The organism is Nonomuraea sp. NPDC003804 (assembly GCF_040610675.1).
Classification (GTDB): Bacteria; Actinomycetota; Actinomycetes; order Streptosporangiales; family Streptosporangiaceae; genus Nonomuraea.
Window position 1 is genome coordinate 106816 of the sequence record NZ_JBEXMT010000002.1, and the last position, 25849, is coordinate 132664.

Annotated in this window: 22 protein-coding genes and 1 tRNA gene; 14 read left to right on the forward strand and 9 right to left on the reverse strand. The window is 70.4% G+C overall.

All coding sequences use genetic code 11. The features are described from left to right. Positions 1–86: 86 nt before the first annotated feature. Positions 87–1250, reverse strand: coding sequence for a hypothetical protein (locus ABZX22_RS02775; protein ID WP_354905446.1), 1164 nt, complete (start codon positions 1248–1250; stop codon positions 87–89). Beyond that, positions 1247–2773, reverse strand: coding sequence for a serine/threonine-protein kinase (locus ABZX22_RS02780; protein ID WP_354905974.1), 1527 nt, complete (start codon positions 2771–2773; stop codon positions 1247–1249). Before ABZX22_RS02780 ends, ABZX22_RS02775 begins: the two co-directional genes overlap by 4 nt. 79 nt (positions 2774–2852) lie before the next feature. On the opposite strand from ABZX22_RS02780, the gene rsmA reads away from it, so the two are divergent. Beyond that, positions 2853–3719, forward strand: coding sequence for a 16S rRNA (adenine(1518)-N(6)/adenine(1519)-N(6))-dimethyltransferase RsmA (rsmA, locus tag ABZX22_RS02785; protein WP_354905449.1), 867 nt, complete (start codon positions 2853–2855; stop codon positions 3717–3719). Positions 3720–4296: 577 nt separating this feature from the next. On the opposite strand, the gene ABZX22_RS02790 is transcribed toward rsmA, so the two are convergent. Then, complete coding sequence (locus ABZX22_RS02790; protein ID WP_354905451.1) at positions 4297–4590, reverse strand: hypothetical protein; 294 nt, start codon at positions 4588–4590, stop codon at positions 4297–4299. An 805-nt stretch (positions 4591–5395) separates the two neighbouring features. Here ABZX22_RS02790 and ABZX22_RS02795 point away from each other — a divergent pair. After that, a complete protein-coding gene (locus ABZX22_RS02795) occupies positions 5396–5767 on the forward strand; it encodes an NlpC/P60 family protein (protein WP_354905454.1) in 372 nt (123 codons plus the stop codon). A gap of 603 nt (positions 5768–6370) precedes the next feature. Here ABZX22_RS02795 and ABZX22_RS02800 read toward each other — a convergent pair. Continuing rightward, the gene (locus tag ABZX22_RS02800; RefSeq protein WP_354905457.1) at positions 6371–7174 is read right to left on the reverse strand and encodes an arginase family protein; all 804 of its coding nucleotides are present in this window, start codon (positions 7172–7174) and stop codon (positions 6371–6373) included. A gap of 643 nt (positions 7175–7817) precedes the next feature. Between ABZX22_RS02800 and ABZX22_RS02805 the strand changes: the two genes are divergently transcribed. Then, the gene (locus tag ABZX22_RS02805; protein ID WP_354905459.1) at positions 7818–8720 is read left to right on the forward strand and encodes a 4-(cytidine 5'-diphospho)-2-C-methyl-D-erythritol kinase; all 903 of its coding nucleotides are present in this window, start codon (positions 7818–7820) and stop codon (positions 8718–8720) included. A 528-nt stretch (positions 8721–9248) separates the two neighbouring features. After that, positions 9249–11057 carry an ABC-F family ATP-binding cassette domain-containing protein gene (locus ABZX22_RS02810; protein WP_354905462.1) on the forward strand — a complete coding sequence of 603 codons (1809 nt, stop codon included), beginning with the start codon at positions 9249–9251 and terminating at the stop codon, positions 11055–11057. A gap of 145 nt (positions 11058–11202) precedes the next feature. Here the strand turns inward: ABZX22_RS02810 and ABZX22_RS02815 are convergent, their stop codons facing one another. Beyond that, positions 11203–11694, reverse strand: a complete 492-nt coding sequence (locus tag ABZX22_RS02815; protein ID WP_354905465.1) for a MarR family transcriptional regulator — start codon at positions 11692–11694, stop codon at positions 11203–11205. Between the two features lie 56 nt (positions 11695–11750). Between ABZX22_RS02815 and ABZX22_RS02820 the strand changes: the two genes are divergently transcribed. Further along, positions 11751–12527, forward strand: coding sequence for a trans-aconitate 2-methyltransferase (locus tag ABZX22_RS02820; RefSeq protein WP_354905467.1), 777 nt, complete (start codon positions 11751–11753; stop codon positions 12525–12527). A gap of 147 nt (positions 12528–12674) precedes the next feature. Beyond that, on the forward strand, positions 12675–14108 hold the full coding sequence (locus ABZX22_RS02825) for a CYTH and CHAD domain-containing protein (RefSeq protein WP_354905470.1): 1434 nt from the start codon (positions 12675–12677) through the stop codon (positions 14106–14108). Here the strand turns inward: ABZX22_RS02825 and ABZX22_RS02830 are convergent. From ABZX22_RS02830 to ABZX22_RS02845, 4 genes are read right to left on the reverse strand one after another with little or no spacing between them, the layout of a single operon-like run. Further along, positions 14096–14908, reverse strand: coding sequence for an NUDIX hydrolase (locus ABZX22_RS02830; protein ID WP_354905472.1), 813 nt, complete (start codon positions 14906–14908; stop codon positions 14096–14098). The two genes, ABZX22_RS02825 and ABZX22_RS02830, sit on opposite strands and share 13 nt — an antisense overlap. Beyond that, the gene (locus tag ABZX22_RS02835; protein ID WP_354905474.1) at positions 14901–16961 is read right to left on the reverse strand and encodes an RNA degradosome polyphosphate kinase; all 2061 of its coding nucleotides are present in this window, start codon (positions 16959–16961) and stop codon (positions 14901–14903) included. Before ABZX22_RS02835 ends, ABZX22_RS02830 begins: the two co-directional genes overlap by 8 nt. 54 nt (positions 16962–17015) lie before the next feature. Further along, the gene (locus ABZX22_RS02840; RefSeq protein ID WP_354905476.1) at positions 17016–17876 is read right to left on the reverse strand and encodes a TetR/AcrR family transcriptional regulator; all 861 of its coding nucleotides are present in this window, start codon (positions 17874–17876) and stop codon (positions 17016–17018) included. A gap of 52 nt (positions 17877–17928) precedes the next feature. Then, a complete protein-coding gene (locus tag ABZX22_RS02845) occupies positions 17929–18867 on the reverse strand; it encodes an acyl-CoA desaturase (protein ID WP_354905479.1) in 939 nt (312 codons plus the stop codon). Between the two features lie 282 nt (positions 18868–19149). Between ABZX22_RS02845 and ABZX22_RS02850 the strand changes: the two genes are divergently transcribed. From ABZX22_RS02850 to pth, 8 genes are all read left to right on the forward strand, one after another. After that, a tRNA-Gln gene (locus ABZX22_RS02850) sits at positions 19150–19221 on the forward strand. A gap of 139 nt (positions 19222–19360) precedes the next feature. Then, positions 19361–20809: a bifunctional UDP-N-acetylglucosamine diphosphorylase/glucosamine-1-phosphate N-acetyltransferase GlmU gene (glmU, locus tag ABZX22_RS02855; RefSeq protein WP_354905480.1), complete on the forward strand. Its 1449-nt coding sequence runs from the start codon at positions 19361–19363 to the stop codon at positions 20807–20809. Then, entirely contained in the window at positions 20806–21783 is a 978-nt protein-coding gene (locus ABZX22_RS02860) for a ribose-phosphate diphosphokinase (protein ID WP_354905483.1), read from the forward strand. Before glmU ends, ABZX22_RS02860 begins: the two co-directional genes overlap by 4 nt. 115 nt (positions 21784–21898) lie before the next feature. Then, entirely contained in the window at positions 21899–22552 is a 654-nt protein-coding gene (locus tag ABZX22_RS02865) for an RNA polymerase sigma factor (RefSeq protein WP_354905486.1), read from the forward strand. Next, positions 22552–23640: a CU044_5270 family protein gene (locus ABZX22_RS02870; RefSeq protein WP_354905488.1), complete on the forward strand. Its 1089-nt coding sequence runs from the start codon at positions 22552–22554 to the stop codon at positions 23638–23640. The genes ABZX22_RS02865 and ABZX22_RS02870 overlap by 1 nt, the downstream gene beginning before the upstream one ends. A gap of 219 nt (positions 23641–23859) precedes the next feature. After that, a complete protein-coding gene (locus ABZX22_RS02875; protein ID WP_354905491.1) occupies positions 23860–24378 on the forward strand; it encodes a hypothetical protein in 519 nt (172 codons plus the stop codon). Between the two features lie 197 nt (positions 24379–24575). After that, complete coding sequence (locus tag ABZX22_RS02880; protein ID WP_354905493.1) at positions 24576–25193, forward strand: 50S ribosomal protein L25/general stress protein Ctc; 618 nt, start codon at positions 24576–24578, stop codon at positions 25191–25193. Positions 25194–25262: 69 nt separating this feature from the next. Then, positions 25263–25847: an aminoacyl-tRNA hydrolase gene (pth, locus tag ABZX22_RS02885; protein WP_354905495.1), complete on the forward strand. Its 585-nt coding sequence runs from the start codon at positions 25263–25265 to the stop codon at positions 25845–25847. Positions 25848–25849 lie beyond the last annotated feature (2 nt).

Below are 25849 nucleotides of genomic sequence, written 5' to 3' on the forward strand. Positions count from 1 at the left end.
GGGTGATGGCTGGAGGACGACGACGCGCTCCCCAACCGGCAGGGGCAGTGGCTACACCGCGGCGCCGGGCTGTTCGACCGACCGGCTCAGCCCGCCGCCGACGCGCCGAACTCGACACCCTCCGGCGGCGCGAGCACCTGGACGGTGTCCTCGTTGCGCCCCGCGAGGCCCGCCACGCCGTACGGCGGAGCGTCGGGCGCCCCGGCGAGCAGGCGGTTGCCCGTGAAGGCCACCGACCAGCCGAACCGGCCGCCCCGCGGGGAGACCACGCGGCGCTCCTCGGTGCCGTCCTTGGCCGACAGGATCACCACGGCTCCCGTGCCGCCCTCGTCGGGGGCGCCGACCGCGAGCCTGCCGTCCTTGGAACCGGCCAGCGAGAACCCGAAGGCGCCCGTACCCGTCACCTTCTTGACCGGCTTGGCCGCTGCGTCGAGCAACTGCACGAAGCCGCCCTGCGGCGCGCTCGCCGCGATGCCCGCGCCCTCGGCGTAGGCCACCGCGTAGCCGAACCTGTCGCCCGCCTTCCGGTCGGGCGGCTCCCACCTGACACCCGACAGCTTCTGCGCGGTCACGTCGGCGATGAGGACCACCGAGCCGGAGTCGAGCTTCCCCTGACCGTTCTGGACGCCCGCGCCGTCGTCGTTCTCGTACGGCGCGCCCACGATCAGGCTGTTGTCCTTGCCGAAGGCCAGCGCCCAGCCGAACTGGTCGCCCACCTCGGGGCTCCCCGGCACCTCCGGGGGCGCCTGGTCGATCTTGCGCAGCGTGCTCTCGCCCTGCCCGACGTAGAGGGAGCCCGTGTCGGCCAGATCACCCGTGTCCTCGTACGGCGCGCCCACGGCGATCAGCGCCCCCTTGGCCGCCACCGACCAGCCGAAATGCGCGTCCGCCTGCGGCTCGGGGGACACCAGCGTCTTCCAGGTGCCCCTGGACAGCAGGTAGGCGACCCCCGCGTCGGCCAGCCCCTCCACGTCGGTGTACGGCGCGCCGACCAGCAGATCGGTGCAGCCGTCGCCGTCGACCTCGCCCAACGCCACCGACCAGCCGAACCCGTCGTTCTCCTGGAGGGCGGGCGGCTTGAGGGGCACCACCTTGCCGTTGGAGATGAGGTGGACCGCGCCCGGCCCGTCGAACGGGTCGCCCACCGCCGCGTCGCCCGTGCAGGCCATCGCCGACGAGGCGACCGCGCCACCATTTCCCGAGGTCAGACCGGCTGCGAGGAGGGCGGCGGCCAGGAGTACGCGGGTCATGACAGCCGCACCTCGATCTCCTTCCCGCCCTGCAGCATGGTGCCCGACAGCACGGCCGGCAGCCGCTGCGGCGGCAGGTCGAACACGAACGTCCCGTCGATGCGCCCGCCCGCCGGGATGGACTGGGGAACCGCGCTGGACAGGCTGGTGGCCTGGTGGCGGGCGCCCCGGTCGTCGAGCAGGGTGACGGACGGCGTGCCGACGGCGCGTGCCGTACCACCGGGATTCACCAACGTCCACTTGACCACGCAGAACCGGCCGGTGACGGGCCGGCTGCCGCCGTAGTCGGCGAGCCCGCAGGCGGGCCGCTGGGAGACGATCAGCTGCGGATCGTCGAACCCGGTGCCGAGCGTGAACCGCTTGCCGACGTCGGTGGGCGCCGTCGCCCGGGAGGCGACGGACCCCTCGGTCGGCCGGTCCACCGGCGAGGGCGACGAGCCGCTGGCGATCAGGATCGCGATGGTGGTCACCAGCGCCACTCCCGCCGCGACCGCGGCGACCAGCCAGCGCTTGGTCGTCGGCTTGCCGCCTTCCGCGGCGACAGTGACCGGCCTGGCCGGCACCTCGGTGAACGGCTGCGCGGCGAACGTCGTCGACAGCACCTCGGTGGCGTCGGGCTCGTTGACGACGTTCGGCGGGGGCCGCCACGCCTGGCCGAGGAGCTCTCCGGCGACCACCGTGGGCGGGTCGGCGCTGGGGACGCGCCCGCCGACCAGCGCGATCAGCAGGTCCTGGGCGGTCGGCCGCTGGAGCGGGTCCATCGCGGTGGCCTGCCGTACCAGGTCGTTGAGCGGTGCCGGCAGCGCCCCCAGGTCCGGCGCCTGGTGCAGCACCCTGGTCGCCAGCGTGATGGCGTCGCCGCGCCCGAAAGGGTGGCGGCCGTTGCCCGCGAACGCCACCAGGCAGCCCCAGGCGAAGATGTCGGCCGCGGGCGTCACCTGCTGTCCGCGCACCTGCTCGGGCGCCCACCAGCCAGGACTGCCCAGCAGCTCACCCGACAACGTGAAGTTGCTCTCACGGTCGAGGGCGCGCGAGATGCCGAAGTCGATCACCCTGGGCCCCGACATCGACAGGATCACGTTGGCCGGTTTCAGGTCACGGTGCACCAGCCCCGCCACGTGGATCGCGGCGAGCGCCGCCGCCACCCCCAGCGCCACGCCGTGCAGCGCGCCCGGCTCCAGCGCGCCGTACTTGGTGATCTGGTCCGACAGCGGCACGCCCGAGATGTACTCGGTCACCAGGTACGGCCTGCCCACGCCGTCGTTGCCGTTGTCGAGCACCTGCGCGGTGCAGAACGACGCCACCCTGCGCGCGTTGTCGACCTCCGCGTGGAACCGCGCGTTGAAGCCCTCCTGGTGGGCGAATTCGGTCTTCACCACCTTGACCGCGACCGGCCGCCCTGTTGGTGCGATCGCCAGGAAAACCGTTCCCATGCCGCCTTCGCCGAGCCGCCCGAGCAGGCGGTATGGACCGATCTCACGCGCGTCAGCCGGACGCAGTGGAGTGGCGCCCGTCGGCTCCATCAGGGACGTCCCTTCGTCGTTCATCCCATCCTCCTCCTCCTGCCGGGTTCTTCGTAGCGTCGGGGATGCTGGAGACTGAATGTGTGACATGGGGAGTGCCATTGTGAGCCTGCTAGGCCCGGTAGAAATACGTAATTTGGCCGACAAGCTGGACCTTCGTCCGACCAAGAAGTTCGGCCAGAACTTCGTGATCGACGGCGGCACGGTCCGGCGGATCGTGCGCACGGCCGGGCTGTCGCCCGACGACGTGGTGATCGAGGTCGGCCCTGGGCTCGGCTCGCTCACCCTCGCGCTGCTGCCCGAGGCCGCCCACGTCGTCGCCGTGGAGATCGACCCCGTCCTGGCCACCCAGCTTCCGCTGACCGTCGACACCCGCGGCCTCGGCGACAAGCTGACCGTCGTCCAGGCCGACGCGCTGAAGGTCGGCCTGGACGACTTCGGCGGGCACGTCCCGACGGCCCTGGTCGCCAACCTGCCCTACAACGTCTCGGTGCCCGTGGTGCTCCACCTGCTGGAGGCGCTGCCCTCGCTGCGCAAGGGCCTGGTCATGGTGCAGGCCGAGGTGGCCGACCGGCTCGCCGCCCCGCCCGGCTCCAAGGTGTACGGCGTGCCGTCCGCCAAGGCCGCCTGGTACGCCGACGTGCGCAGAGCCGGGCCCGTCGGCCGGACGGTGTTCTGGCCGGTGCCGAACGTCGACTCCGGCCTGGTCTCCCTGGAACGGCGCGACCCGCCCGCCACGTCGGCGACCCGCGAACAGGTCTTCTCCGTGGTCGACGCCGCCTTCGCGCAGCGGCGCAAGACGCTCAGGGCCGCGCTGGCCTCGCTGTTCGGTACGGCGGCGCGGGCGGAGGAGGCGCTACGGGCGGCGGGGGTGGAACCTTCGACACGGGGCGAGCAACTGGACATCGTGGCCTTCGCCCGGATCGCGGAACACCTGACGGGATGAGGTTCGGCTTCCGTCTCTTCGCGTCGGCGTGGGTTCTCGCCCGGGGCGCGGGCTCGTGGTCGGGCTGCGGTCTGTTGGTCGGGGCAGGGTCTGTTGATCGGGCTGCGGGCTGTTGGTCGGGCTGCGGGCTGTTGGTCGAGCCGCGGGCTGTTGATCGGGCCGCGGGCTGTTGATCGGGCCGCGGGCTGTTGACCGGGGCGTAGATCCTTGAGGCGGGGCGGGGCGGGGCGGGCCGTCGGTCGGACCACGGTCTGGGCGCGGGCCGTCGGTCGGGTTGCCGGCCGTCGGTTGGGATGCCCTGGTCCGGGCGCGGCCGTCGGCCAGGGTGTGGGTTGCCTGGTGTGTGGGTCACGTTGGGGCGTGCCTCCGCCTGTAGGCGTGGGTCGCCTCGGGGTGAATCGTCGCCTCCGGGTGGATCGTCGGCTCGGGGTGGATCGTCGGTTCGCCCCGCCGGCCGCTGCGGCTGCCGTCGCCCTGTCCACAGCCGGTGCGCCGGCGAGCGCCCATATCCACAGAACGCCGCTCGGCCCCTCCCACCCAAGCCACTCCACACGATCCTGAGCCTTCCTTCCACGGCTCAGGAGGTTCTGATGTGGCTCACCATCGGTTTTCTCGCCACGCTGGGCGCCTCGCCGGGGACGGCGGCCGCCCTCGCCATGCCGCCGTGCCCCGGCACGGTCAAGCCGCCCGGCGACCATGCCCACACAACGGTCGTCCTGTCCTCGCATACGTGCGCATCAGCGACCCGCTGGCCGGTGATGCGCATTCCCGCCACCGACGCCGACTGGCTCACCGCCTGGGCCGCCCGCATCCCCACCTGGAAGCGTCCGCCGGGCACCTCACCGAACACCTCCTGGTCCCCGCCGGGCACCTCACCCCACACCTCATGGGCCCTGCCGTCCCGCTGGCCCCTACCCCCTGGTCGCTCAGCGCCGGGGCGACCGCTCCCACCCGATCACCTTGTCCCCCGATGGACAGTCCTCCCAGATCATGTAGCCCTCGACGAGGTGGCGCGGCCTGACCATCCCATCCCCGCATGGGCCTCACCCCAAGACCGCTCCGCCCCCGCCTGGCCGGTGCCGCCGACTCTCCCCGCTCACGGCAGGGAAGCACCGCCCGGGCATCCTGCCCCCGGGTGGTTGATGCGATCAGATCTCGCCGACCACGTCCGGGGAGTACCGCCCGGGCGTCCTGTCGCAGGGTGGTTGGTGCGGCGAGATCCCGACGCCTTCGGATGGGTGGTGCCGCCAGGGAGTCCTACCCGCGGGTGGCAGGTCAGGTCGGATATCGGTGCCTTCGGACGGGTGGTGCCGTCAGGACGCCCTGTCCGTGAGTGGCTCGCGCGGTCGGATCGTCATCCCCGCTGGGTGGTGCGGCCCGGGAGTCCTGTCCCCGGATGGCTGATGCGGCTTCCCAGGTGGCTGATGTGGCGAGATCGCGATGCCTCCGGATGGGTAGTAGTGCGGCCTGATGCGTTCGGGCGTGTGGGGTCACCCGATGGACGTGGCGCGGATCAGGTGGCTCCTCGTCGCCCCGGCGTCCGTGCCCCGCGCGAGCGTCGACGCCCCAGCACACCGCGAGGCACGGGCAGACCGCGCAAGACGACACCCGGCACCGGCAAACCACGCGCCACCCGAACCAAGGGCGACACGGCCGCCGGCGCGGCGATCGCCCGCTTGGGGACCCCGTTCTCCTGGGGCGGCGGCACTCCCTCTGGACCGAGCCGGGGCATAGGCAGAGGCGCGGGAACCATCGGCTTCGACTGCTCGGGCCTGACGCTCTACGCCTGGTCGAGAGCAGGCGTACGGCTCGGCCACTACACCGGCACGCAGTTCCGACAGGGCAAACGCGTCATGCTGCCCGACCTGCGCCGGGGTGACCTGGTGTTCTTCGGCGGCGGCACCGGTGACCCCACCCACGTGGGCCTCTACCTGGGCGACGGCATCATGATCCACGCCCCCAAGACCGGCGACGTGGTCAAGAAGACCAACTTCCTGGCCTCGGCCTACTACCGCGCCCGCTACCGAGGCGCCGTCCGCCCCGGCTGACCCGAGGAAACCTGCGGGTCGCCTGGGCCGCGCATCCCCCAGACGACCCGCGAGGACCCAGCACGTCAATGACGAAAGCGCCGGGGTAAATCGCAAGGAACCGGCCTGACCTCCCGTCCCTGGTCAAGGGGCCCTGAGATCAGCCCTGCGTAGGGAAGCCATGGGTTGGGTTCCGTGACCAGGGACCTGCGGAGGCGTCTCCAGGACACATGGGCACGCCCTGGTCACGCTGGGCACGCCCTGGTCATGCTCGCCCTGGTCGTGCTGGGCACGCCCTGGTCATGCTGGGCACGTCCGGGAGTGGTCAACATTCGGATACTGCCGACCATGGTGACGGACGACGGCGGACACTGCCGACGGGTCGCTGCAGCGCCTACGGGCCACTGGCCATCGGGGTTCTCACGCGCCGGAATCGGCACCAAGGGCGACAGGGGGAGGAAGCGGCGCAGTGCTGCCCGGCCGATTGCAGAGCTGGCAAGGAGGCGTCGGTGACAAGCGTCGCCACCAGGGTGGCCAAGACGAGCGCCGCGACCTGGGGGCCAAATCGCGGGACAGGTCCGTGGTGAGGATCGTCGTGATCAGCGGACCGAATCGGAGCGTGGGTCAGGAGGCTCTGGCGACGAGCGTCGCGATCAGCGGGCTGAGGAGTGTTTGGTCCTCCAGCCGAACGGGCTCGTACTCCGTGATGCCGAGCCCGGCCGGCTCGAAGCGCTCCACCAGCGCCGCGACCAGCTTGAGGAGGTGATCGGGCTGCAACCCGCCCGGCGCAGGACTGCCCACGGACGCGAACACCCCAGGATCCAGCACATCGAGGTCGATATGCACGTAAACGGCCTCAGCCCCGGTGGCCGCCACCGCCTCCACCAGGATCGCCGGGTCGGACAGCTCGGCCACGGTCACATGGGTGAGGCCGCTGTCGGCGATGAAGCCCCGCTCGCCGGGATCCAGGTCACGCGCCCCGGCCAGGACCACCCTGCCGGGACTGATGGCTCGTCCCGGCAGCAACTCGTCATGCCCTTCGCCGGTGAGCGCGCGAAGGATCATCCCGTGAAAGGCGCCGGACGGGGACGACGCCGGAGTGTTGAGGTCGCCGTGCGCGTCGAACCAGACGAGGCCCAGGCGCTCGCCGTACCGGTCGAGGGCGGCGGACACGGGCGCCAGTTCGACCCCGCAGTCCCCGCCCACCGTGACCACGAGCCCGTCCCCGACGCCGTCAACCGCTGCCCTCGCCCTGGTCGCCGTGACGGCGAAGGCGGCGGGCGAGTCGCCGTCCGCGACCTCCACCCGGTGCCGCGCGGCGTTCGGCACCATCGCGGCGAGCAGTCCTGCCCCCTCGACCAGTCGCCGAGCCGTACGGGAGCCCGAGCCCTGCCATTGCGGAACCTCGATGACCGTCACCTGAGACATCGGTTTCACCTCGTCTGTACTGGTTGCCTCCGGCGGGACCTCGCCGTCGGCAGGATATGCCCGCGCCACCCGCCCGAGATCAGCCGCCCAGTCGCGCCCGCCCGAGATGACCTGCTCGGTCCCGCCGGCCCGAGTCCAGCCGCTCAGTCCCGCCCGCCCGAGATCAGTCGCCCAGCCCACTCGCCCGGTCCGGGCCCGTGACACAGCCCCGAGACCCCTCAGAACCCACTCCACGTCCTCGCGAGCTGGCCCCTTCACGACTCCACCCGCCTTCCGTGTCTCCATCCGGGCGATTGTCACCGCATGCCTCTTTGGCCCCGCGGATGCCTGGGACCCCGAACTGCCCTCGCCCTCTCTGAAACCGCACCTCCCGTGACTCCGCACTGCCCTTGCCCGCTCCGGAACCGCGCTTCCCGTGACTCCGTACTGTCCACGCCAGTTCCCTTGGCTCCGTACTGCCCACGTCCTCTGCGGAACCGCAGTTCCCGGGGCTCCGCACCGCTCTCGCTCGCCGGGAAACCGCACTTCCAGGGCATGCCGCTCGAAACCCCCAAGGCCGGGCATGGAATTGTGTGGCCGGTGGGTGGGCACCGCTAGCATCGAAGGCCTTGACCCACCAGGCGACGAGAGTGACAGAAGATCGATGAGTTCCGTGACCGTCCGGGTGCCCGCAAAGGTCAACGTGCAGCTGTCCGTGGGCCCGCTGCGGGATGACGGCTACCACGACCTGGTGAACGTCTTCCTCGCCGTCTCCGTCTTCGACGAGGTGATCGCGAAGGAGTCGGAGACCGTCTCCGTGAAGGTCGAGGGTGAGTGGACCGACCAGGTGCCGGTCGACGACGGCAACCTCGCGATCCAGGCGGCCAGGGCGCTGGCGAGGCACGCGGGCAGGACGTACGGGGTCGAGCTCGTGATCCGCAAGGCGATCCCGGTGGCGGGCGGCATGGCCGGTGGCAGCGCGGACGCGGCGGGCGCCCTCGTGGCCTGCAACGAGCTGTGGGGTCTGGGGCTGCCGCGCGAGGATCTGATGGAGATCGCGGCCGACCTGGGGAGCGACGTGCCGTTCTCGCTGCTGGGCGGTACGGCGGTCGGCACCGGCAGAGGTGAGCAGCTGGCCGAGCTGCCGACGGACGGGCGGTTCCACTGGGTGTTCGCCATCGCCGACGGCGGCCTGTCGACGGCGAAGGTCTACGCCGAGTGCGACCGGCTGCGGGAGACACGGGGCGAACAGGTGCCGTGGCCGCAGGCGAGCGAGGCGCTGCTGACGGCGTTGAAGAAGGGCGACGCGCGGGCGCTCGGCGCGGAGCTGGTCAACGACCTGCAACCGGCGGCGTTGTCGCTGCGTGGTTCGCTGGCGCGCACGCTGGGGACGGGTCAGGCGCGGGGCGCTCTGGGCGCGATCGTGTCGGGGTCGGGGCCGACGTGCGCGTTCCTGGTCGCTGACGAGGAGCAGGCGCGACAGCTGGCGGTGGCGCTCGTCGAGGAGGGCGTGTGCCGTACGGCGGTGCCCGCCTACGGCCCCGTGGCGGGCGCTTCGATCGTGTGACCGGCCGGGAGACGGCCGTCTCGCGTGTGACCGGGGCTCTTGCCAGGTGGTGTCCTGGTCGGGACGGCGGCGCCGGATAGTGCCGTGGGGAGCTGGCCGGGTGGGTGTGGCGAGGTCGCGCCTGGGGCCAGGATGGTGACGCCGGATGGGGCTGTGAGGAGCCGACCGCGTCTGGCGAGGTCGCGTCCGGGGCCGGGATGGTGGCGTCGGAAAGGGCACGTGCTGAGCTGCGTGGTGTGGCCGCCGACGGCGGACGACGGGTCCTGCGGCTTGCGACGTCGTGGCGGGCGTTCGGCAGACGATACGAGCCGAAAGAGCGGGCGGCGCGGGCGGAGAGGGCTGGCGGCGGGGGCCGGAGGGCTGGCGGTGCGGGGCCTGGAGGGCTGGCGGCGCGGGCGGAGAGGGCTGGCGGCGCGGGCTCGGAGGGCAGGCGGTCCGGGGGTCAGGCAAGGGCTGCGTGAGGCTGCCGTACCGCCGAGTGCTTGGTCGCTTAGCCAAATGGGGCGGTAGTCCGTACCCTTGGGGACGATGAATCTGGTCAATCTCGAGTCGGTCTCCCACGCCTACGGGCCCAAGCCGCTGCTCGCCGACGTCTCTCTCGGTATCGAGGCCGGTGAGCGCATCGGCGTCGTCGGGCGTAACGGCGGCGGCAAGACGACACTGCTGTCCGTGGTCGCGGGCGGGTTGAAGCCCGACTCCGGGCGGGTGACGCACAACAGGGGTCTGCGGGTCGGTCTGCTGTCGCAGCGTGACGACCTCGATCCCGGCAAGAGCGTTCACGAGACGGTGCTGGGCGCCAGGGCCGAGCACGAGTGGGCGGGTGACCAGACGATCAGGGAGATCCTCGCCAACCTGATCGGCGATCTCGATCTGGAGAGCCCGGTCGGCGACCTGTCCGGCGGGGAGCGGCGGCGTACGGCGCTGGCGAAGCTGCTCATCGACGAGCACGAGCTGATCCTGCTCGACGAGCCCACCAACCACCTCGACATCGAGGCCATCGCCTGGCTGGCGGCGCACCTGGCGCAGCGCAGGAGCGCGCTGCTGGTCGTGACGCACGACAGGTGGTTCCTCGACGCGGTGTCCACCCGGACGTGGGAGGTCGTCGACGGCAGGGTGGAGCGCTACGAGGGTGGTTATGCCGCCTACGTGCTGGCCAAGGCCGAGCGGGCGCGCATCGCGCAGGCCGCCGAGGAGCGCCGCCAGAACCTCATGCGCAAGGAGATCGCCTGGCTGCGCCGGGGTCCGCCCGCGCGTACGTCGAAGCCGAAGTTCAGGATCGAGGCCGCGCAGGCGCTGATCGCCGACGAGCCGCCGGCGAGGGAAACCGTCGAGCTGATGAAGTTCGCGGCGGCCAGGCTCGGCAAGACGGTCTACGACCTGGAGGACGTCACGCTCCACGCGGGCGGGCCCGGCATGGGCCCGCTGGTGCTGGAGCGGTGCACCTACCAGTTCGGGCCGGGCGACCGCATCGGGCTGATCGGGGTCAACGGCTCCGGCAAGTCGTCGCTGCTGCGCCTGCTGGCCGACCAGGTCAAGCCGGACGCGGGCCGCGTGGTCACGGGCCGCACGGTACGGCTGGCGTACCTGTCGCAGGAGCTGGCCGAGGTCGACCCGACGCTGCGGGTGCTGGAGTCGGTGGAGCGGATCCGCAAGTACGTGCAGCTCGGCAAGAGGGAGTGGACCGCCTCCCAGCTGCTCGAACGTCTCGGCTTCAAGGGCGAGGCGCAGTGGAAGGTGGTCGGTGAGCTGTCCGGCGGCGAGCGGCGGCGGCTGCAACTGCTGCGCCTGCTCATGGACGACCCGAACGTGCTGCTGCTCGACGAGCCGACCAACGATCTCGACATCGAGACGCTGAACGAGCTGGAGGACCTGCTCGACGGCTGGCCCGGCACCCTGGTGCTGGTGAGCCACGACCGCTACTTCCTGGAGCGCGTGGCCGACAGGTGCGTGGCGCTGCTGGGCGATGGGCGGCTCTCCCTGCTGCCCGGCGGGGTCGACGAATACCTCGAACGGCGGGCGGCGGGCACGGCGGTGACGGCCCGGGTCGCAGGCGCGGCCGCGGCGGCCGCGGCCGCTCCGGTCGAGAAGGTGGAGAAGGTCGAGGCCGCTGGGCTGTCGGCGAAGGAGGAGCGTGAGCTGCGCAAGGAGCTCAACCGCCTCGAACGCCAGCTCGACAAGCTCAGCGGGCAGGAGGACAAGCTGCACGCCGCGATGGCGGAGGCGGCCAGCGACTACGCCAAGCTGGGCGAGCTGGACGGCAAGTTGCGCGAGATCCTCAACGAGAAGGACGCGGTCGAGGCGGAGTGGCTGGAGGTCGCCGAGCGCCTGGGCGAGTGACCGGCGACCAGGTCACCCGCCCCAGGCTGGGCTCCCGAAGGCGGGGATTCCAGGTTCTCTGGGTCAAGGCCGGGCAGAGAGCCGGGCGCTGGAGGTTTCCCAGGGTGTGGCCGGGGGCACGAGGACGCGACAGGGTTTCGGGGTGTCAGGAGTCGAAGGGTGTGAGAAGGGTGCGGAGCAGATCTGCCAGGACCTTCTGCTCGTCGCCGCCCAATCCGGCCAGCAGTTCCCGTTCGCGCCGCAGCAGGTCGGCGAAGGCCGCGTCGACCCTGGCCCGTCCGGCGTCGGTCAGCGACACGAGCACTCCGCGCCGGTCCTCGGGGTCGGGGCGTCGCCGTACCAGGCCGGCCTGTTCGAGCCGGTCGATGCGGTTGGTCATCGTTCCGGAGGTGACCAGGGTCGCGCGCAGCAGCGCGCCCGGTGACAGCTCGTACGGCCCGCCCGCCCGCCGCAGCGCGGTGAGCACGTCGAACTCCCACGGTTCGAGGTCGTGTTCGGCGAAGGCGGCGCGCCGTGCCCGGTCGAGGTGGCGGGCCAGGCGGGAGACTCGACTCAGCACCTGCAGCGGCGTCACATCGAGATCGGGGCGCTCCTGCTGCCAGGACGCCACGAGCCTGTCGACCTCGTCCATCGTCATGACACAAAGTGTACTGTCTTGACATCGAGATATCTCTCTCGATATCAATTATCTTCATGTCAAGAGATATCTGGGACCCGGCGACCTACGCGAAGTACGCCGAAGAGCGCGGCCGGCCGTACGCTGAGCTGGTCGGACGCGTGTACGCGGATGCCCCCGATTATGTCGTCGACGCCGGCTGCGGCTCAGGGGAACTGACCGCCACGCTCGCCGAGCGCTGGCCGGAGGCGACCGTCTACGGCTTCGACTCCTCGCCGGCGATGATCAGCAAGGCCCGCGAGCTGAAGACCACCGCCCGCTTCGACGTCGCCGACGTCACTCTGTGGCACCCGGACCGCCCTGTCGACGTGCTCGTCTCGAACGCGCTGCTGCACTGGGTGCCGACGCACCGCGACCTGTTCGAGCGGTGGGTCGACGACCTCAGCGTGGGCGGCTGGCTCGCCTTCCAGATGCCGGGCAACTTCGACGCCCCGAGCCACGTGCTGGTCAGGCAGCTGTGCGCGAGCGAGGCGTGGCGCGACAGGCTCGGCGACTTCGAGCGGCCCTGGCCGGTGGCCGAGCCGGTGGAGTACGTCGACCAGCTCAGCGGCCTCGGACTGCGGGTGGACGCCTGGGAGACGACCTACGTCCACATCCTCCAGGGCGAGCGCGCGGTGCTCAACTGGATCTCCGGTTCGGCCCTGCGCCCGATCTTCGACCGCCTCGACGCGGGCGAGCGGCAACGTTTCCTCGACGAACTCGCCGGCCTGCTGGACGACGCCTATCCGGCCAGGCCGTACGGCACGCTCTTCCCGTTCCGGCGGGTCTTCGTGGTCGGTCAGAAGGTGCGATAGCGCCCCGAAAGCCTTCTGAACAGGTCGAATATGGGTAGGAATACCGCAAGGGTGCTGCCCGCCACCTGACAGCGAGGCTCCGATCAGCCTTCTCCTGTTCATCGCGCAGTGGCATCATTGTCCGCAATTCGACACTTGCGAGGTGTAGTGGGCATCGAGATCGAAGACAAGTTCGACGTTCCTGACGATTACGAAGTCCCCGACCTCAGCAAGTTCGGCGAGGTTCTCGGGCCGAGAAGCTACCAACTCGTGGCGCTCTACTACGACACGCCCGATCTACGGTTGGCCGCCAGGGGTATCACGCTGCGCAGGCGCAGGGGCGGCGCGGATCCCGGCTGGCACCTCAAGCTGCCCCGGGCCAAGGGCGCCCGTCAGGAGATCCAGCTCCCGCTCACCCGCAGCACGAAGATCGTGCCCAGCGAGCTGGCCGGACTCGTCCAGGCCTACACGCGCGGCGCCGCGCTGGCCCCCGTGGCCGAGCTCGACTCCCGCAGGAGCGTGCGGGTGGTGTCGGGGCTGGTGGAGGTGGCCGACGACCGGGTGAAGGGCACGGTGCTCGGCGATGAGCCGCGCGTGGAGCGCTGGCGCGAGGTCGAGGCCGAGCTGCTCGAGCAGGGCGACCCGAAACTGCTGGCCAAGGTCGGCAAGCGGCTGCGCAAGGCGGGAGCCGTACCCGCGGGGACCGGGAGCAAGCTGGCCAGGCTGCTCAAGCCGGCACCGCCGGCGCGCGTCCAGGTCGGCGACGGCACCGCCGCCGACGTCGTCATCGCCTACCTGGCGGGACATGTCGACGCGCTGCTGGCGCAGGATCCGCGCACGCGCAGGGCGGAGGAGGACGCGGTGCACCAGATGCGCGTCGCCTGCCGCAGGATGCGCAGCGCGCTCAAGGCGTTCAAGACCGTCGTGCAGGACACCGTGCACCTCCAGGACGAGCTGAAGTGGCTCGGCACCGTGCTCGGCGAGGCCCGTGACCTGGAGGTCATCAGGGCGAGGTTCGCCCGTCACCTGGAGAGCCTGCCGCCCGAGCAGGTGGTGGGTCCGATCCAGGCGCGGCTCGGCGACGACCTCGGCGCCCGCGAGGAGGAGGCCTACGGCAGGATCAGGGAGGCGTTGAGCGGCGGGCGCTACTACGCCCTGCTCGACGCGCTCGACGGGCTGGTCGCCGATCCGTCGCTCGGCAAGGCGGCGAAGAAGCCCGCCGACGACGTCCTTCCGGCCATCGCCGACAAGAACTGGAAGCGGGTGACGAAGGCGTACGACACCGCGCAGACCATCGCCGAGCCGGAGCAGCGTGAGATCGCCATGCACGACGTGCGCAAGGCGGCCAAACGCGCCCGGTACACCGCCGAGGCGCTCGGAATGGGCGATCTGGCCAAGCGCGCCGAATCCATCCAGGACGTGCTCGGACTGCACCAGGACGGGGTGGTCGCCCAGGAAACGCTCGCCAAGGAGGCCGAGACCGCGCGCCAGGCGGGCGAGGACACCTTCACCTACGGCGTGCTGGTGGGCATCGAGCGGGCCACGGCCGAGCGCGCCCAGGCGGACTTCCCCGAGGTGTGGGCGGGGGTTCAGACGGGGTAACGCTCGACGCCGACGACCTTCCCGTCCGCGCGGTGGACGACGGCGAACGCGCCCTTGCGCAGGTGCAGGCGCACTCCGCCGAGCTCGGCGATCAGCGGAGGGAGTACCTTGCCGTGACTGCACACGACCGCGGGGCCGTCGAGCCGGCGGACGAGCTCGGCGGTCCTGGCGGGGTCGTAGCCCGGCTCGCTCAGCAGCGGGTCGAGCCGGATGTCGCCGTCGGGCAGGGTCTGGACGCACCGCCTGCTCGGGGAACTGAGCAGGGTGGCGGGCAGGTAGGCGGGCAGCACCGTGGCCAGCGTGCGCGCCTGGGCCTGGCCCTCCTCGTCGAGCGGGCGCAGGTCGTCGTCGCCCGTCCATTCCTGGCGTGAGCCGGCGCTGCCGTGCCGTACCAGGATCAGGGGGGTGGTCTCGGGCGGCGCGGCGGCGGTCAGCGCGCGCAGCAGCCGCACGTCCCATGCGTACGTCAGGCGCGCGTACGCCTCCTCGACCGGAAGCCAGACCAGCTCGTCCACCTCGGGGCCGGGCACGAACCGGCCGGAGACGGCGCGGGCCGTCCAGTAGTCGACCCGCTTCAACCGGCCCTTGTGCGGGTAGTGGGCGGGCGGCAGGGAGCGGCCGAGGGCCACGGTGAGGCCCGTCTCCTCGCGCACCTCCCGTACGGCCCCGGCGATCGGATGCTCGTCCTTGCGCAGCTTGCCCTTCGGGAAGCTCCAGTCGTCGTAGGCCGGCCGGTGGACGAGGGCCACCAGGTCGCCGCGCCGGACGACCGCGCCCGCGGCCCTGATGGAGTCAGTCATCGACCGTTCTCCAGCGCCTGGTGCCGAGCAGGTGGGTCTGCAGGTCCTGGCCGTGGTGGCGGCTCCACGTGCCGTCGGAGTTCAGCCACCAGCTGTTCGTGGTGTCGGCCATGACCAGGTCGAGCAGCTCGATCAGGTAGGCCCGGTGCGCCTGGCCGGTGACCTTCACCAGCGCCTCCACCCGGCGGTCGAGGTTGCGGCGCATCAGGTCGGCGCTGCCGATCCAGACCTCCGGCCGCCGGCCCAGCCCGAACTCGTAGACCCTGGAGTGCTCGAGGAAGCGCCCGAGAACCGAACGGACGCGGATGGTCTCGCTCAGGCCGGGAATGCCCGGACGGAGCGTGCAGATGCCGCGGACCCACAGGTCCACCGGCACGCCCGCGCGGGAGGCCCGGTAGAGGGCGTCGATCAGCTGCTCGTCCACCAGCGAGTTGGTCTTGATCCTGATCCTGGCGGGACGGCCGGCCTGCTGGTGGGCGATCTCCCGCTCGATGCGCGCCAGCAGGCCACCGCGCAGGGAGTGCGGGGCGACGAGCAGCCGGCGGTAGGCCGAGTGGTTGGAGTAGCCGGTCAGGTGGATGAACAGGTCGGTGACGTCCTCGCCGACCAGCGGGTCGCCGGTGAGCAACCCGAAGTCCTCGTACAGCCGTGCGGTCTTCGGGTTGTAGTTGCCCGTGCCGATGTGGCAGTAGCGGCGCAGTTCGCCCGAAGCCTCCTGGCGGACCACCAGCGCGAGCTTGCAGTGGGTCTTCAGCCCGACCACGCCGTAGACCACGTGGCAGCCCGCCTTCTCCAGCTTGCGCGCCCAGGAGATGTTCGCGTGCTCGTCGAAGCGGGCCTTGATCTCGACGACGACCACGACCTGCTTGCCCGCCTCGGCCGCGTCGATCAGCGCGTTCACGATCGGGGAGTCGCCGCTGGTGCGGTAGAGGGTCTGCTTGATCGCCAGGACGTTCGGGTCCTCGGCCGCCTGCTCGATGAAGCGCTGCACGCTCGTGGCGAAGGAGTCGTAGGGGTGGTGCAGCAGCACGTCGCGTTCGCGCAGCACGGCGAAGATGTCGTCCTCGGCGTGGATCGCCTCGGAGGGGACGAACGGCCGGAAGCTCAGCTCGCCCCTGTCCAGGTCGGCGATCGCGTGCAGCCCGGTCAGGTCGAGCGGTCCGTTGATCTTGTAGATCTCGTGCGGCGCCACGTCCAGTTCGTCGACCAGCAGCTCCAGCACCTCGGGCGTGATCGTGTCCTCGACCTCGAGCCGGACCGCCGGGCCGAACCTGCGCTTGAGCAGTTCCTTCTCCAGCGCCTTCATGAGGTTCTCGGTGACGTCCTCGTCGACGTCGAGGTCCTCGTTGCGGGTGACCCTGAAGGCGTGGTGCTGCAGGATCTCCATGCCCTTGAACAGCTGCCCGAGGTGGGCGGCGATCACGTCCTCCAGCGGCACGAACCGGTCCTTGGAGGCGGTCACGAAGCGGGGCAGCTGCGACGGCACCTTGACCCTGGCGAAGACCGTGTGGTCGGTCGACGGGTTCCGCACCACGACGGCCAGGTTGAGGCTGAGGCCGGAGATGTACGGGAAGGGGTGGGCCGGGTCGACGGCCAGGGGGGTCAGGACGGGACGGATCCGCTCCCTGAACAGCTTGCGCAGCTCGGTGCGCTCCTCGCGGCCGAGGTCGTCCCACCGGACGATCTCGATGCCTTCAGTTGCCAGCTGCGGGCAGACCTGCTCGTGGAAGAGGGCCGCGTGGCGCTTGGCCAGGCCGTCCGCGACCGTCGCGATCCGCGCCAGCTCCTCGCGCGGCTTGAGCCCGCTCTTGGTACGCAGCAGCAGACCTGTGGCCATCCGCCGCTTGAGGCCCGCCACCCGCACCCTGAAGAACTCGTCGAGGTTGCTGGCGAAGATCGCCAGGAAGCGCACCCGTTCGAGAAGGGGGAGCGAGGGGTCCTCGGCCAGTTCCAGCACCCGTTCGTTGAACTGGAGCCAGCTCTCCTCGCGGTTGAGGAACCGCTCCTGAGGCAGGGGCAGATCGTTGTCGGGGTGCAGGAGCTCAACGGACATATTACGTAATATGCCCAACGAGATTGAACAAAGCGTTAACTTCTCTTCAACGACTTACTCTTGTTCGAGTTTGGCGGCCCGCTCGGCCAGCCTCGCCTCGCGCTGGCGCAGCTTCTCCTCGCGTTCCCTGGCCTTCTCGGCCTCGCGCAGCATCCGCTCGCGCTCCTTCAGCTCGCGTTCCCTGGCCTTCTCCGCCTCCTTGAGCTCCCTGGCCCTGGCCTTCTGCGCCTCCTTGAGCTCCTTCTCGGTCGGCCTCGGCAGGGCGGGCGCGGGAGACAGCTCCAGGCCCTTGCTCGTCGCGGTGATCTGCGGCTTGGGGCTGAGCCCCGTCAGCCCGTTCCACGACAGGTTCACCAGGTGCGCGGCGACCTCCTCGCGGCCGGGCCTGCGCACGTCGAGCCACCACTGGCCGGTCAACGCCACCATGCCGACCAGCATCTGGGCGTACATCGGCGCCAGCTTCGGGTCGTAGCCCCTGGCCTTGAACTCGTCGGCCAGCACGTCCTCGACCTGGCTGGCGATCTCGCTGATCAGGCTCGCGAACGTGCCCGTGCCCGAGGCGGCGTGCGAGTCGCGCACCAGGATGCGGAAGCCCTCGCTGCTCTCCTCGATGTACTGCAACAGCGCGAGCGCCGCCCGCTCCAGCTTGACCAGCGAGTGCGACGCCGACAGCGCCGCGGTGATCATGCCGAGCAGCTTCTGCATCTCGCGGTCGACCACCACCGCGTAGACGCCCTCCTTGCCGCCGAAGTGCTCGTACACCACCGGCTTGGACACCTGCGCCGTGGCGGCGATCTCCTCGATGGAGGTCCCGTCGAACCCCTTCTCGGCGAACAGGGCGCGGCTGATGGTGATCAGCTGCTCTCTTCGCTCTCTTCCTGTCATGCGTCTGCGGGAACGGGATTCGGTGGTCACAGGTTCCATCATGACGGTGCCCGGTCGAGAACCGGGCACCGTGGTATCGGCACTAGCCAATGCGCTTCGCCGCCAGCCGCTCAGGCGTCGGCCACCGTACGTCGTGGACCCAACCCAGCCGCTCGAAGAGGCGGATCACCGCTGCGCTGATGTCGATCTGCCCCTTCAGGACACCGTGACGGGCGCAGGTCGGGTCGGAGTGGTGCAGGTTGTGCCACGACTCGCCGAACGAGGGGATCGCCAGCCACCACACGTTGCGCGACTTGTCGCGCACCTCGAACGCCTCCTCGCCGAAGACGTGGCAGATCGAGTTGATCGACCAGGTCACGTGGTGCAGCAGGCCGATGCGCACCAGCGAGCCCCAGAAGAAGGCGGTCACCGCGCCCTGCCACGACCAGGTCAGCAGCCCGCCGAGGACGCCGGGGAGCACGATCGAGGTGAGGGCCAGCGCGCCGAACCACTTGTGCAGCCTGACGATGTCGGGGTCCTTGGAGAGGTCGGGGGCGTACTTCTCCCTGTTGGTGCGCTCGCTCTCGAACAGCCAGCCCATGTGCGCGTAGAGCAGGCCCTTGGTCATGGACCTGAAGCCGGGGCCGAAGCGCCACGGCGAGTGGGGGTCGCCGTCCTTGTCGGAGAACTTGTGGTGCTTGCGGTGCGTGGCCACCCAGTCCAGCACCGACATCTCCAGCGACAGGCTGCCCGCGATGCCGAGAGCGATCTTCAGCGGGCGCTTCGCCTTGAAGGAGCCGTGCGTGAAGTAGCGGTGCAGCCCGACCGTCACGCCGAGACCGGAGACGACGTAGAAGACGAAGGAGATCGCGACGTCGGTCCAGCCCAGCCCCCAGCCCCACGCGAACGGCACGGCGGCGGCGAACGCGACCAGGGGGAGGCCCACGACGAGAGCGAACATGATCAGCTCGGGCTTGGTCCTGGGCTCGGGATCCGCGTCTGGCTTGGGACCGGGCGCCGGTCGATCGGTCAGGACGGTCATGGGCTACCTCTCACGACAGGTATGAGGATGATTGTCCGGGCTACGCATCCGTAACCTACGTCAGCGTAAGTTAGGAATTCCTAAGAGGCGAATGTGGGGAAGGTGAAGGTATCGACGAGTTGCCGAGTGGGTTCTGTGCCTTGCGGAAAGCCGTTGCCGGCTGGTATAAGCCTGGGCCGATCGGCCGAGGGTCCGCCCTGTCCGGGAGGTGGAATGCGGGCGCGGAGGTGAGGTGCGGGTCGGTATCGTATGTCTAGCCGTGACACGCCAGTGTCCGGATTATCCCGGATCGTCTAATTGGCAGGACAAGTGGTTTTGGTCCACTTTGTAGGGGTTCGAGTCCTCTTCCGGGAGCTCTGAGGCGGTTCGCGGCCACCGGCTGGGTGGCTAGAGAGACACCGAGGGCGGGAAGGTATCCTCACGGTGTCGGGAGGGTGGCGGTGCGGTAGCCGTACCGCGCCCTGATCCGCCTCGTCACAGGGAGCCTCAGTCCGTGAGTGTGCCGCGCCCGGCCGCCGTCATCGTCCTCGCCGCAGGCGAGGGCACCCGGATGAAGAGCCAGACCCCCAAAGTCCTCCATGAGCTGTGCGGCCGCCCGCTGGTCGACCACATGCTCGCCGCCGCCAGAGAGCTCGACCCCGAGCGGCTCATCGTCGTCATCGGTCACGCGAGGGAGCGCGTCGGCGGTCACCTCGCCCGCAACAGCCCCGACGCGCGCGCCGTCGTGCAGCGCGAGCAGCGGGGCACCGGCCACGCCGTCCGCACCGTGCTCGAAGAGGTCGGCACGATCGCCGGCACGGTGCTGGTCACCTACGGCGACACCCCGCTGCTGCGCGGCCGGACCCTCGCCGACCTGCTCGAGGCCCACGCGAGCGAGCGCAACGCGGTCACGGTCCTGACCGCCGAGGTGCCCGATCCGACCGGCTACGGACGGATCATCCGCGACGGATCGGGCGCCGTGCTGGAGATCGTCGAGGAGAAGGACGCCACCTCGGCGCAGCGCGCCATCAGGGAGATGAACTCCGGCGTCTACGCCTTCGACGGCCTGCTGCTGGCCGACGCGGTCAAGCGGGTCTCGACCGACAACGCGCAGGGCGAGGAGTACCTCACCGACGTGCTGTCCATCCTCAGGGCCGACGGCCACCGGGTCGGCGCCCACATCGCCGCCGACTACGTCGAGGTCGAGGGCGTCAACGACAGGGTGCAGCTCGCCTTCGCCCGCAAGGTGCTGAACCAGCGCGTCCTCGAGACGCACATGCGGGCGGGCGTCACCGTGATCGACCCCGCGAGCACCTTCGTCGACGTGCAGGTCAGGCTCGAGGCCGACGTCGTCATCCACCCCGGCACGCAGCTGCACGGCAGCACCGTCGTCGAGACCGGCGCGCAGATCGGCCCCGCCTCCACGCTGACCGACACGACGGTGCGCGCCGGAGCGGTGGTGCGCTACGCCGTGTGCGACGGCGCGGTCATCGGGCCCGAGGCCGCCGTCGGGCCGTACGCCTACCTCAGGCCCGGCGCCGAGCTGGGGCACAAGGCCAAGGCGGGCACCTACGTCGAGGTGAAGAACTCCACGGTGGGGGCGCGCTCCAAGGTGCCGCACCTCACCTACGTCGGCGACGCGACGATCGGCGAGGACGTCAACATCGGCGCCTCCGCCGTCTTCGTCAACTACGACGGCGTCAACAAGCATCACACCACCATCGGGGACGGCGTCTTCGTGGGGTGCGACACCATGCTGGTCGCTCCGGTGACCGTCGGCGACGGCGCCTACACCGCCGCCGGTTCGGTGATCACCGAGGAGGTCCCACCCGGGGCGATGGGCGTGGCGAGAGCGCGGCAGCGCAACATCGAGAAATGGGTCTTGCGCAGGCGCGCGGGCACGAAGTCGGCAGCGGCGGCCGAGAGGGCGCTGGCCGAGAAACAGCGGGAGAGTGGCACGTGACGAGCATCAAACAGCCGGGGTCGAAAGAGCTGATGCTCTTTTCTGGCCGGGCCTACCCTGAGCTGGCCGACGAGGTCGCCCGGAATGTCGGGGTCTCGCTCACGCCGACGAAGCTGATCGACTTCGCCAACGGTGAGATCTACGCGCGCTACCTCGAGTCGGTGCGCGGGTGCGACGCCTTCGTGATCCAGAGCCACACCGGGCCGATCAACAAGTGGATCATGGAGCAGCTCATCATGGTCGACGCGCTCAAGCGGGCCTCCGCCAAGCGCATCACCGTGGTCATGCCGTTCTTCGGCTACGCCAGGCAGGACAAGAAGGGCCGCGGCCGCGAGCCCATCACGGCGCGGCTGATGGCCGACATCTTCAAGACGGCGGGCGCCGACCGGCTCATGTCGATCGACCTGCACACCTCGCAGATCCAGGGCTTCTTCGACGGCCCCGTCGACCACCTGTTCGCGATGCCGGTGCTGGAGAGCTACCTCAAGGACAAGCTCGACCTGGCCACCACCACGATCGTCTCGCCCGACACCGGCCGCGTACGGCTGTCGGAGCGGTGGGCCGACACGCTGGGCACCCCCATGGCGTTCATCCACAAGCGGCGCGACCTCGACGTGGCCAACACGGTGAAGGTCAACGAGGTGGTCGGCAAGGTGCGCGGCCGCACCTGCGTGCTGATCGACGACATGATCGACACGGCGGGCACGATCTGCAAGGCGGCCGACGCGCTGTACGAGCAGGGGGCCACGAACGTCATCGTGGCGGCCACCCACGCGGTGTTCTCCGACCCCGCCGTGGACCGGTTGAAGAACTCCCGCATCTCCGAGGTGATCGTGACGAACACCTTGCCGCTGACGGAGGAGAAGCGGTTCGACAAGCTGACCGTGCTGTCGATCGCGCCGCTGATCGCGCGGGCGATCACCGAGGTGTTCAGCGACGGCTCGGTCACGAGCATGTTCGAGGGCAACACCTGAGTTCGCCTGGGCCGGTGCGCCCAGGCAGGACCTGCGGGGGAGCTGTTCCAGCTCCCCCGTTTTCTTTTCCCCGCGGCGGATCCGGGGGTCGCGTGCACACGGCTACCGGCCCGCCGTGAAGACGGATCAGGGCAGCGCCGTACCACTGGTGTCCGACACACATCGTCGAAGGGCCACCATGCATGTCAGCCCACCACAAGATCCCGAGATCCTCCTGCTGGGTACCGATGCCGAGCTGATCGGCGCCTCGCTGGAGCAGCCCGAACGCTTCGGCGCCGTCTTCGACCGCCATTTCGACGCCATCCACCGCTACGTCCACCTGCGCCTGGGCGAGTCGACGGCCGACGACATCGCCGCCGAGACGTTCCTGCGCGCCTTCCGCGCCAGGAAGCAGTACGACCTGTCCAAGCCCAGCGCGCGCGCCTGGCTCTACGGCATCGCCTCCAACCTCGTCGCCGACCACGCCCGCTCCGAGGCCCGCAGGTACCGGGCGCTGGCCAGGAGCGCCGCGCCCGCCGACCAGGAGAGCCACGACGACCGGGTGGCCGGCCGGGTGTCCGCCGCGGTCATGCAGCCGGCGCTGGCCGCGGGCCTGGCGAAACTCTCGGCGGGTGACAGGGACGTCCTGTTGCTGATCGCCTGCGCCGACCTCAGCTACGACGAGGTGGCCGCCGCCTTACGCATCCCCAAGGGAACAGTGGGCTCCCGGCTCAACCGGGCGCGCAGGAAGCTACGCAAGATCATCGGAATGAACGGGGAGGACCTGTGATGAACGAGCTCGACCTGATCAAGGAGTACCACGACAACCTCCCCGGGCCGTCCCGGCGGGCCTCGGCGCGTGCCTGGAGCCGGCTGGCCGCGCAGGCGCAGGCGCCGGAGGGGCTCGGACCGGTCCCCGCTCGCGGCCGTGGCCTGCGCCGGCTGGCCTTCAGGGTGGGCGTCGTCGCGGCGCTCGTGTCGGCCGTGAGCGCCGGCGTGGTCGTGGTGGGCGGCGACGGCGGTGGCTCGCCGCTGTCGCTGCGCCCGGCCAACGCCGCCGAACTGCTGGAGCAGGCCGCGGCGGCCTCGCTCAAGGACCCGCGGCCGCGCGCCGACCAGTTCGTCTACCTGGACCGCAAGGACCTGCAGTACCACATCGGCAGCGGCCCGGAGGGTGAGTGGGAGGGCGCGCAGGAGGTTCGCAGGGAGATCTGGGTCCCCGCCGCACCCGACGGTGAGGTGATCACCCGCGCGACCTTCGGGAAGGACGTCCTGACCCGCGGCAAGCCGTACGAGGGCCAGGCTGCCGAGGGGACGGTGAACTACTACCGCGGCGACCAATGCCTTGCGATCGCGGGCGGCGTGCTGCGCCGGGACGCGGGCGAGTTCCCGACGGAGCCGGGCGCGCTCCTGGCCAAGGTACGCCAGGAGGCGGAGCAGGAGGTCCGTGACCCGTCGACCTTCGACCAGGAGCTGGCTCCCGAGGCGATCCCGATACTGGTCGAGGGCTTCGTCGTGGACAAGCTGGTGTCGCTGGTCGAGAATCCCTTCGCCACCCCCGAGATCAGGGCCACGGTCTTCCGCGCGCTGAAGACCATGCCGAACGTGACGATCGCCCCCGACCTCGCCGACGCGGCCGGCCGGCACGGGATCGGGGCCGAGATCTCGTGGGCCGGGCTGGAGGGCAGGCAGCGATCGGAGATCGTCTTCGAGCAGGAGACCTTCAAGCTGTTCGGCTGGCGGCACTTCGAGGAGCTGAAGCAGCCCGACGGCGGCGTCAAGGAGACGCTGACAGGCAGCACGGCGCTGATGGCGAGCGAGGTCGTCGATTCCACGCCGGAGATTCCCGCGGACAACGAGCCCCAGTACCCCTGCTGAAAGCCGGCGCCCGTCTCCTCGGCCACGGGGCCGCCGAGGAGGCGGCGCGGTCCGCGCCGAGACACGACGTTCTTCACAGTTATCCCAGCCCTCTCGAATGTCACTATGTGCACATGTATCATTGCTCTCTGTAGTCAATCGGTGGTGATGCGTACAGCGCGCCCACCGCTCCACGACAAGGACTCTCGTGAGTTCTTGCGCATACATCGGGGATGAATCATGAGCATTCGAGTGATCGGCGCGACCATCGTGGCCGCGACCGCGATAGCAGGCGGTCTGGCGGTCTTCGGCGGCGCGTCCATGGCGTCCGAGTTCAGGCCGGCGCCGACGCCTGGGCCCGGCTCCGAGAACAGGACCATGTCCGACTCCGACGCCAACTCGACCTCCACCACCTCCTCCCAGTCCGCTCCCAGGAAGAGCCGGTCCAGGAACCAGAGCAAGTCGGTCTCCTGCTCCAACGGCTCCTGCACGGTGAAGCTGTCCGGCGCGCCGGTCAACAGCGCCGACCTGATCGCCACCAGCGACACCTCGGTCTCCGACCTGGGCAGGGCGAACCTGGGGATCAGCGACTTCATGTCCGACGGGGTCTCGGTCGAGGTGGAGGGACAGGAGAAGGGCCTCAGGATGGGCGAGCCGGTGACGATCGGCGACTGGACCATGACCTTGGAGCGCGTCAACCCGCGCAGGTACGAGGCCCAGCTTGTCGCCACCTACAAGGCGCCGAACACGGGACGTTGATCCCGGCGCCGCAGGGGGTCCGGCGGACGTTCCGCCCCGGCCGGTCGCCGGCCGGGGCGGTTCCCCGCGCCCCGCGTGCGAGCCGAGGGGTGAGGGAAGCGGGTAGACTGCACAGGTTGCGTTCGTAACGCCTTCCGCTAGGGCGGGTGAGGGTGAGCGCAGTATCCGATCTTTCCGATGCATCCCTAGGAGATGTCGTGTCCGAAGTACTTATCGCCGCCGAGTCGCGCACCGAGTTCGGCAAGGGCGCCGCCCGCAAGATCCGTCGCGCCGACAAGGTGCCCGCCGTTCTGTACGGGCACGGCATCGACCCCAAGCACCTCACGCTGCCCGGCCACGAGGTCCTGCTGGCCCTGCGCACCGCCAACGTCCTGATCCACCTCAAGGGCGAGGGCATCGACGAGCTCGCGCTGCCCAAGGGCGTCCAGCGCGACCCGATCAAGGGTTTCGTCGAGCACGTCGACCTGCTGCTGGTCAAGCGCGGCGAGAAGGTCACGGTCGAGATCCCCGTCACCACCGTCGGTGACGTCAACTCCGAGGGCCTGCTCGACCAGCAGTCGGTGAGCGTCGCGGTCGAGGCCGAGGCCACCCACATCCCGACCGGCGTCGAGGTCGACGTCGAGGGTCTCGAGGTCGGTGCCTCCATCACCGCCGGCGACCTGCAGCTGCCGAAGGGCGCCACGCTGGCCGCCGACCCGGAGACCGTGATCATCCAGGTCATCGCCAAGCCCACCGAGGCTCCCGCCGAGGGTGAGGCCGCCGAGGGCGAGGCCGCCGAGGCCGCCGAGGGTGAGACCGCCGAGGCCGCCGAGTAAGAAGCCAGAGCCCGGAACGGGGCGAGCCGGGCACGCGCCCAGCTCGCCCCGTTTCTGCATGGAGGAGCGATGGATCGCTGGCTGATCGTCGGCCTGGGCAACCCCGGGTCCCAGTACGAACGCAACAGGCACAACGCGGGCTTCATGGTGCTCGACGAGCTGGCCGCGCGGGCGGGCGGCACGTTCAAGGCGCACAAGAGCCGCGCGCACGTGCTGGAGACCAGGGGCGCGGTGCTGGCCAAACCGCAGACGTACATGAACCTGTCAGGGGGCCCCACCAAGCATCTCGCCGACTTCTACAAGATCCCCCCGGAGCGGGTGATCGTGGTGCACGACGAGCTGGACATCCCGTACGGCGCGCTGCGCGCCAAGTTCGGCGGCGGCGACAACGGCCACAACGGGCTGAAGTCGATCACCAAGGTCCTGGGGACCCGTGACTACCTGCGGGTACGGTTCGGCATCGGCCGCCCGCCCGGCCAGATGGACGCGGCCACCTTCGTGCTCAGGGACTTCGGCACCGTCGAGCGCAAGGACCTGGCCTTCCTCGTCGACAGAGCGGCCGACGTGGTCGAGTCGCTGGTGGAGAAGGGGCTGGAGACCACGCAGAACGCCTTCCACAGTCTCGACCTGAAGATCTCCGGCCCGCCACGCTGAAA

Coding starts and splice junctions, on each gene's coding strand:
- ABZX22_RS02775 (WP_354905446.1), bottom strand. CDS start 1,250: ATGACCCGCGTACTCCTGGCCGCCGCCCTCCTCGCAGCCGGTCTGACC.
- ABZX22_RS02780 (WP_354905974.1), bottom strand. CDS start 2,773: ATGGAGCCGACGGGCGCCACTCCACTGCGTCCGGCTGACGCGCGTGAG.
- rsmA (WP_354905449.1), top strand. CDS start 2,853: ATGTGTGACATGGGGAGTGCCATTGTGAGCCTGCTAGGCCCGGTAGAA.
- ABZX22_RS02800 (WP_354905457.1), bottom strand. CDS start 7,174: ATGTCTCAGGTGACGGTCATCGAGGTTCCGCAATGGCAGGGCTCGGGC.
- ABZX22_RS02805 (WP_354905459.1), top strand. CDS start 7,818: ATGAGTTCCGTGACCGTCCGGGTGCCCGCAAAGGTCAACGTGCAGCTG.
- ABZX22_RS02810 (WP_354905462.1), top strand. CDS start 9,249: ATGAATCTGGTCAATCTCGAGTCGGTCTCCCACGCCTACGGGCCCAAG.
- ABZX22_RS02815 (WP_354905465.1), bottom strand. CDS start 11,694: ATGACGATGGACGAGGTCGACAGGCTCGTGGCGTCCTGGCAGCAGGAG.
- ABZX22_RS02820 (WP_354905467.1), top strand. CDS start 11,751: ATGTCAAGAGATATCTGGGACCCGGCGACCTACGCGAAGTACGCCGAA.
- ABZX22_RS02830 (WP_354905472.1), bottom strand. CDS start 14,908: ATGACTGACTCCATCAGGGCCGCGGGCGCGGTCGTCCGGCGCGGCGAC.
- ABZX22_RS02835 (WP_354905474.1), bottom strand. CDS start 16,961: ATGTCCGTTGAGCTCCTGCACCCCGACAACGATCTGCCCCTGCCTCAG.
- ABZX22_RS02845 (WP_354905479.1), bottom strand. CDS start 18,867: ATGACCGTCCTGACCGATCGACCGGCGCCCGGTCCCAAGCCAGACGCG.
- ABZX22_RS02870 (WP_354905488.1), top strand. CDS start 22,552: ATGAACGAGCTCGACCTGATCAAGGAGTACCACGACAACCTCCCCGGG.
- ABZX22_RS02875 (WP_354905491.1), top strand. CDS start 23,860: ATGAGCATTCGAGTGATCGGCGCGACCATCGTGGCCGCGACCGCGATA.
- pth (WP_354905495.1), top strand. CDS start 25,263: ATGGATCGCTGGCTGATCGTCGGCCTGGGCAACCCCGGGTCCCAGTAC.